General features: G+C 39.6%; 7 protein-coding genes. 3 read left to right on the top strand and 4 right to left on the bottom strand.

The window, feature by feature from the left end; all coding sequences use genetic code 11:
• Both GLIP_RS22200 and GLIP_RS03050 read left to right on the top strand, forming a co-directional pair.
• Nucleotides 1–195, top strand: a 195-nt coding sequence (locus GLIP_RS22200; RefSeq protein WP_226992168.1) for a hypothetical protein, incomplete at its 5' end; no start/stop codon positions are given.
• A 231-nt stretch (nt 196–426) separates the two neighbouring features.
• The gene (locus tag GLIP_RS03050) at nt 427–1,347 is read left to right on the top strand and encodes an OmpA family protein (RefSeq protein WP_008843101.1); all 921 of its coding nucleotides are present in this window, start codon (nt 427–429) and stop codon (nt 1,345–1,347) included.
• 64 nt (nt 1,348–1,411) lie between these two features.
• Here GLIP_RS03050 and GLIP_RS03045 read toward each other — a convergent pair whose 3' ends face one another.
• Nucleotides 1,412–2,785 (bottom strand): class II fumarate hydratase, encoded by a 1,374-nt coding sequence (locus tag GLIP_RS03045; protein ID WP_008843100.1) that lies wholly within the window; start codon nt 2,783–2,785, stop codon nt 1,412–1,414.
• A 429-nt stretch (nt 2,786–3,214) separates the two neighbouring features.
• On the opposite strand from GLIP_RS03045, the gene GLIP_RS03040 reads away from it, so the two are divergent.
• Entirely contained in the window at nt 3,215–4,360 is a 1,146-nt protein-coding gene (locus GLIP_RS03040; RefSeq protein WP_008843099.1) for a serine hydrolase domain-containing protein, read from the top strand.
• A gap of 78 nt (nt 4,361–4,438) precedes the next feature.
• Here the strand turns inward: GLIP_RS03040 and GLIP_RS03035 are convergent, their stop codons facing one another.
• The 3 genes from GLIP_RS03035 to GLIP_RS03025 form a co-directional block, all read right to left on the bottom strand.
• Complete coding sequence (locus GLIP_RS03035) at nt 4,439–4,873, bottom strand: hypothetical protein (protein WP_008843098.1); 435 nt, start codon at nt 4,871–4,873, stop codon at nt 4,439–4,441.
• Nucleotides 4,874–4,982: 109 nt separating this feature from the next.
• On the bottom strand, nt 4,983–5,549 hold the full coding sequence (locus GLIP_RS03030) for an ankyrin repeat domain-containing protein (RefSeq protein ID WP_008843097.1): 567 nt from the start codon (nt 5,547–5,549) through the stop codon (nt 4,983–4,985).
• A gap of 63 nt (nt 5,550–5,612) precedes the next feature.
• Nucleotides 5,613–7,202 (bottom strand): catalase, encoded by a 1,590-nt coding sequence (locus GLIP_RS03025; RefSeq protein WP_008843096.1) that lies wholly within the window; start codon nt 7,200–7,202, stop codon nt 5,613–5,615.
• Nucleotides 7,203–7,257 lie beyond the last annotated feature (55 nt).

Below are 7,257 nucleotides of genomic sequence, written 5' to 3'. Positions count from 1 at the left end.
CTAGACAGATCAAATATTTCATTAAAACTCCAAATTGGAAGGTCAAGTGTAACGAGTGCAGATGATTATATACAAATGATAATGATTCGCAATAGCATTCAATATTTAAATTTAAAAACTAAAACGGCCTTTAAAAAAGTTAAAAACATTTATTTATCAAAACGTTACATACAAAAAAGAAGTATTAAGGTATGAAGCTGTTGGAGAACTGTTTTCAATTAACTACGAAATAAACACGAAAATAGCACTGGCAGTCCAACATCAAATTGAACATTATTTAACCAATAATCAACTATACTAGCTTTATTCCTAAGCCCAATGAGTAAAACAGACAACACATTGAGCTGTATAAGCCGGAAGAACGAAACGTTTAGACATCCTGTTCGTTCGGCTACGATTTTATATTTTTATTTTCGGAGTCAAACTATGAAAAAGCACGTATGGATAAGCCTATTTGCTACCTTCGTAATAGCGCATTCACAAACAATTTTTGCTGCCAAAACGGTACATACTGATCATGCCTTAGTTGCACCATATTCAGGGTCCAAAATTTATCAAAAAGATATGAAGCAGTACGATGAATACAAGGTGTTCAAAGGGTGGAATAAAGAAGAAAAAAAATATGTCACAGATACATTAGAGGGGAAGGTAACTAAAATATTGTATGTCAATCCTCCTGAACGTTCGGTGTTAGAGCTGTATCGCAATTATCAAAATGCGTTAAAGAAAAACGATATAGAAATTATTTACGAGTGTAACCAAGCCGATATGGAATGTGTAAATGGTTACGTAGGTGCTAATTTAAGAAGCAAATTTGACCTTCACGGTATTGGCAATAAAACGGGACGATACTTTTTTGCCAAACTTGAACAGGATGAACAAACTGCTTATTTAGCTATCGCTGTAGGTGAAAAATATTCTGATGTACATGTCATTGAAATGAAAAAAATGGAAACAGGAAAAGTCGAACTAAACCTAGATGCATTGGGAGAAGGTTTAGATAAACTAGGTTATGTTGTTGTCAAAGGGATTTACTTTGATTTAGACAAGACCGACTTAAAGGCAGAGTCGATGGCAGCTATTGACGAAGTCGCCAAATTATTAAATCAACGACCTGATCTAAAACTGTATGTTGTTGGCCATACAGATATGCAGGGTAACTTGGCACATAATATGTCTTTATCCGAAGGAAGAGCAAAATCCGTGGTTGATGTTCTAGTTAATCAAAAATCAATCGCAGAAGACCGATTGGAGGGACATGGTGTGGGACCACTTTCGCCAGTTGCCAGTAATTTGGATGAAAGTGGGCGTGCACAGAACAGACGAGTGGTGTTGGTGCAAAAATAATTATCTACATTCGAAATTGTAGTGCCTTTAATCTTGATTGAAGGCACTACACAAACCTAACCACTCAATTTTGAGTAAGCTTCATCGGATCAAGAAGTTGCTCTAATTCCGCCCGCGAAATATCGGTATTTTCCGCTGCAACGTCAACAATGGGACGCTTTTCTTTATAGGCTTTTTTGGCAATTTCTGCTGCTTTTGCATAGCCAATAATGGGATTTAAAGCCGTCACTAAAATAGGGTTTTTGTGTAATGGCTTATCTAAATTCTCTTGATTGACCTGAAAATCACGGATCGCGTTATCTGCCAGCGCATTACACGAATTCGATAACAACTTGATGCTAGACAACAGATTTAGCGCAATCATAGGTAGCATAACATTCAGCTCGAAATTACCCGATTGACCACCGACAGTAATTGCAGTGTCATTGCCGATAACTTGTGCTGACACCATAGCAACAGCCTCCGGAATCACTGGATTCACCTTACCGGGCATAATAGAAGAGCCAGGCTGTAGTGCAGGTAGTGAAATTTCTCCCAATCCCGCTAATGGACCGGAATTCATCCAACGTAAATCATTCGCTATTTTCATCAATGTGACGGCGATTGATTTGGTTGCACCAGATACACTTACCGCCACATCTTGAGCCGCAATACCTGCAAAAAAATTATCTGCTTTGACAAACGATATGCCCGTATCGAGACTCAATCTGTGATTAAACTCTTTTGCAAATTCAGGATCTGAATTTATCCCCGTGCCAACAGCCGTCCCACCTAACACTAACGATTGAATAGATGGTTGCAGAGCGTTTATGTAAGAGATTTGTTGATTTAACTGCGCCGACCAAGCTGACATACTTTGATCCATGCGAATCGGCATGGCATCCATTAAATGCGTGCGTCCTGTTTTGCAAAAACAGGTTAATGTAGCGGCTTTTTGTTCAATGCTGTTTGCCAGATGTAATAGCGCAGGTTTTAATTCATGGTGAATGGCTAAAGACGCACTAACATGTATGCAAGTAGGAATAACGTCATTACTGCTTTGTCCAAAATTCACATGGTCATTAGGATGAATTTCCAGCCCAGATTGTTGTGAAGCCAGGTTGGCAATAACTTCATTGGCATTCATGTTAGTACTTGTTCCAGAGCCTGTTTGATAGACATCCACAGGGAAATGCGTCATTAAACTTTTGTCGTGCAACAACGTTTCGCAGGCCTTCGAGATTGCTTCGCCAATCTTTGTGTCAATTCCTTCTAACTTAACGTTAGTCGCGGCAGCTGCAGATTTTATTTGAATGAGCGCACGTATAAACATCTCTGGCATTGGAGTGTGACTAATTGGAAAGTTTAATACTGCACGTTGGGTTTGAGCACCAAAAAGGGCCTCTTTAGGCACTGCTAATTCGCCCATACTATCTTTTTCAATTCTCACATTACTCATGTTAAATCCTTTATCTCTATCGTCATTAACTTACACATTAGTTTAGTTAAAATAAACAAACTGCATGATTGTGTTTTAAAGGTTGTAAATACCCTTGTGTGACAAGCCATAAATTTCACAGTTCAAAAAAATAACATTTCGTATTGATAATGATTTTCATTTGCGTTATTGTGGTTTTGCCTGGAATCGTTAAGTTTCACTGGTCCTGGCTTAACGCTACCAATCGGGTAGGCATTCTCTCCGGAGTGCCTACCCACTCATAGCGCCCTGCACTAACAACAAAAATTTTCTACATCTCATATAGTTCAGGAGCAAAACTCTTCTTCTACTCACTCTGTGTGTTTTTCTCATACTAGTATTCACTACTTGTACACTTTACAATCACTTTAATATTTTTAGTTTTCGTTATTAAATCTAAAAGGATGCCTTGTGCAAAACCGCGCCGTTTTATTTTGTATTAGTTTATTTTTCCTGTGCCTGCACTTTACGGCATATGCTAAAAACAGTGCCGCAGAGCACACATTAGAATCGTTATTTGTAGATGCTGTCGCAAATGAAACAGTGCCAGGCATAAGTGTAGCTGTAGCGGACAAAAACGGCATTGTTTGGGCTAAGGGTTATGGTTTTGCTGATCTTGAAAACCATGTTGCAATGACTAATAAACACAAAATGCGAATAGGCAGTATCGCGAAAGTTATCACCTCAGCTGGTTTAATGCGTCTGTATGACAAGGGAAAAATTGACCTTGATAAACCAATAACTGAATACGTTTCATATTGGCCTAATTCTCATCCTCCCATTACTTTACGTCAACTCACATCACATACCGCGGGGATTCGGCATTATAAGAAAGGCGCAGATGAATTCTTGCTAAATAAACCGTTCAAAAACATGCAGACGAGCGTTGCGCTATTCCAAGATGATGCCTTGTTATTTCCCCCTGGAACTGCTTTTGCTTATTCTACCTTCGCTTGGTCATTAATAAGTGCTGCAATGGAAAATGCAGACGGCAGTCGTAGTTTCGAAGAGATTATACAACAAGAAGTATTTAACCCCCTTAACATGCAAGACAGCGTGTTTGACCACCAGTATCAAATTATTGACTATCGCCAACGTCCTTACAGTGTCATTGATGGAAAGTTGTACAACTCTCGACAAACAGACCATAGCTACAAGTGGGCAGGCGGCGGCATCATAGCGTCAACCTCAGATATTTCACGTTTCGCGGTTGCACATTTAAAAGGGAAATATTTGCAACCAGAATCGGTCGAAATGATGTTCAATAAAGCAGCTTTGAAAAATAATGAAAAAGTGGAATTTGGCATAGGCTGGCACATTGGATTTGATAGTTATCACAACAATCAAAGATATAAAAACGACACTGAAGCAAAATCATTAATGGCTGCAATGCCTAACGTTGTCATGCACTCAGGTGGCAGTATGGGCGGAACCACTATGATGATTTTGTGCACCGATCATAATAGAGCTGTGACGGTGGTGAAAAACGTCGATGGAGATCAATCAGTGGATGTTTTTTTACTGGCGCTTCGCACATTAAGTTTTTATCACCAGTAAACATTGAAGAAACACCAATAAATCGTTTTCAATTGGGCACAGCGTTGACCCAAATACGGCACTTATTGAGAGCTCAAATTAACCATATGCAATGCGATTTTTTTCTATCTCACGTAGGTATTGCTGCTTTTCAAATATTAATGGCGCAAGACCGGAATAATCCCAATAGTCTCCGATTGCCGCTTTGCTTTTGTCTTCTCGATAAGGATTAACCCAGCGGTGCCATATTACATATTCAGCATCGACATCTTTTTGCGAATAAATTTCCACCGTTAGAAACCAACACGTAGGCTCACCACACGTACAGAAATAGGGAATTGTACTATCTGCAGAATCTAATCGATTGATATTTAAGCCGGGCTGATAAGTCCCTGCGATTTTGCCAGCAAAGGGTTTTTCGAACTCGGTAATTGTGTCTAGATATGAATGGCCGTCTACCATTAAATCAAAACTTGGGTGACCGTCATGGCCGCTACCCAAGTAAGTTAAACCGAAGGTATTTACAATTTTCATCAAAACTAAACCTATGATTAATTTTTCAATTAAACAGATCTAATGACAGCAGGTCAAATCTACTTACAACAGTACCTCAACGGCACGACAGATCAGTACTGCTGTTGAATTATGGGTTTTGGTTCGTAAACCTCTCGACCAATTTATGGTTACCTTGACCGGCAGCAATGTCGCTTAAACTAAGTCGACTGTTGTCTGTTAAGGTGATATTTGCACCTTTATCGATTAACTCATCGATGATTTCTTGCCGATTAAATAGCGTCGCGAACATTAGCGCGGTTTGACCATTAAGATTACTTTGATCGACTTCACAATCAGCATCCATTAATGCTTTGGCGATTCTAAAGTTACCTTTGAAAATAGCGCCCATCAAAGCGGTATTACCTTTAATGTCTTCCTGACAAGGGTCGATGTTTTCTATACTTAACAAAAAATCAACGGTGTCGGACTGCCCATTGTAGGCAGATAGTATCAACGCAGTATAGCCTTTTTCATTCGCTACATTTACCGGTAATCCTGCATGATAAAAGGTTTTTAATAGTTCAATATCCCCTTTTCTTGCAGCATCAAAATATAATATTTTAAGCTGTTCAGACGACTCGTTTTCAATCGCTGAAACTTCCCTTGATAGAATAGAAACGACGATGATAAAACAATAAATAAGCATATTTTTCATGAAACGTCCTTAAGATCACTGCCTGCGGTAACAGGCAGTAATGCTGGGTTATGAAGCGGATTATTAAAATAACTGACTTAATTTGTGTGCAATTGCCTCACCTTCAGCTACCAACGCTTCTTGTTCAGCCATCAGCTCTTTCGCACGCGCTTGAACTTTACTTAAGTTAGTACCTGAACGCTTGGCTATTGCCGTGCCGTATTCTTTGTCAGCGTTATACATGAAAGCACTGATATTTATTTTGACGGTTTCCCTGTCTGAGGTTTGCAAAGCGCCACCTAACACTTCAATCAAGCGTTCTTGCTCTCCCTTGCTAAATGAGCGATATAATTCACCAGCTTGTTTGAAGTTGAGTTGTTTATAAAAAGGTATTTGTTGATAACCACCTACCAGCGGCATGCTAGAGTATTTATATTGCGAGTCATCAGCTAAGTCGATGTACGTACTTGGTTGGTAATTTACTTCCCTTTGAGTATTAGTTGGGCGCAATTTTCCGTGCTGCATGTGATTGTTAATTTTTACATTTTTAGGTGCATTTACTGGTATGCGATAAGAGTTTACCCCCAAACGATATCGCTGAGTGTCCGCATAAGCAAAAACGCGTCCTTGCAACAAACGATCTTCTGATGGTTCGATACCAGGAATAACATTACTCGGCGCAAACGCAGCTTGCTCAGTTTCTTCGAAGAAATTATCAGGTACGCGATTTAGCACCATCTTACCTACTTTACGCAAAGGCAATTTATCTTCCGGCCACACTTTTGTGGCATCTAACGGGTTGAACTCAAAATTATTAATGTCTTTTGGTGATAGCACCTGAATATAGAGATCCCATGATGCAGTCTCACCTTTTTCACCAATGCGAGTATAAATATCAGTTGTATGCGGTTGCATATCTTGACCCTGCATTGTCATTGCTTCTTTGTAAGTAAAGTTTTTAACGCCTTGGTTTGTTTTCCAAGTAAATTTCACATAATTCATTTCACCATTGGCATTCACGAATTTGTAAGCATGAACGCTAGAACCATCCATATTTAAATAACTTTTTGGCGTGCCGTAATCTGAAAACAACATTGTGATCATTTGCGTAGCTTCTGGTACATGGGAAAAGAAATCAAACACCCGAGATGCTTTTTGCACGTTGTCATATGGAGAAGGCTTTAAGCTATGCACCATATCTGGAAATTTGATGGCGTCCCGAATAAAAAAGATCGGAAAGTTGTTGCCGACTAAATCCCAGTTTCCCTGTTCCGTATAGAACTTAACTGCAAAGCCACGTGGATCACGAAGAGTTTCTGGTGATTGATGTCCGTGGATTACTGCTGAAAAGCGAGTAAAGACATCAGTTGTTTTTCCTTCAGCTTGAAAAGGCGCAGCCATGGTTAATTCTGACAAATCTACGTAATTTTCATAATAGCCATACACACCTGTACCACGAGCATGCACGACCCTTTCTGGCACCCGCTCTCTATCAAATGCGGCTAGTTTTTCGATAAGGTGGCTGTCTTGCAGAAGTACGCCGCCCCAAGGTCCAGCTGTTTGTGAGTTTTGGTTATCGCCAATAGGCGCACCATTTTGTCTTGTCATTGTGGTATTAGCCGCTGCGTTTAAAGACAGCAGTAATACGCTCGCTAAGGTTATCAAGTGTTTCATTTTACGTTCTACTCCTCTAATTCATGGGAATTCCCAATAGAGTGTTAGAATAGAA

This window comes from Aliiglaciecola lipolytica E3 (genome assembly GCF_000314975.1).
In the GTDB taxonomy this organism is placed as follows: Bacteria; Pseudomonadota; Gammaproteobacteria; order Enterobacterales; family Alteromonadaceae; genus Aliiglaciecola; species Aliiglaciecola lipolytica.
The sequence above is the reverse complement of the archived record's forward strand: the minus strand, read 5'-3'. Positions and strand labels throughout refer to the sequence as shown.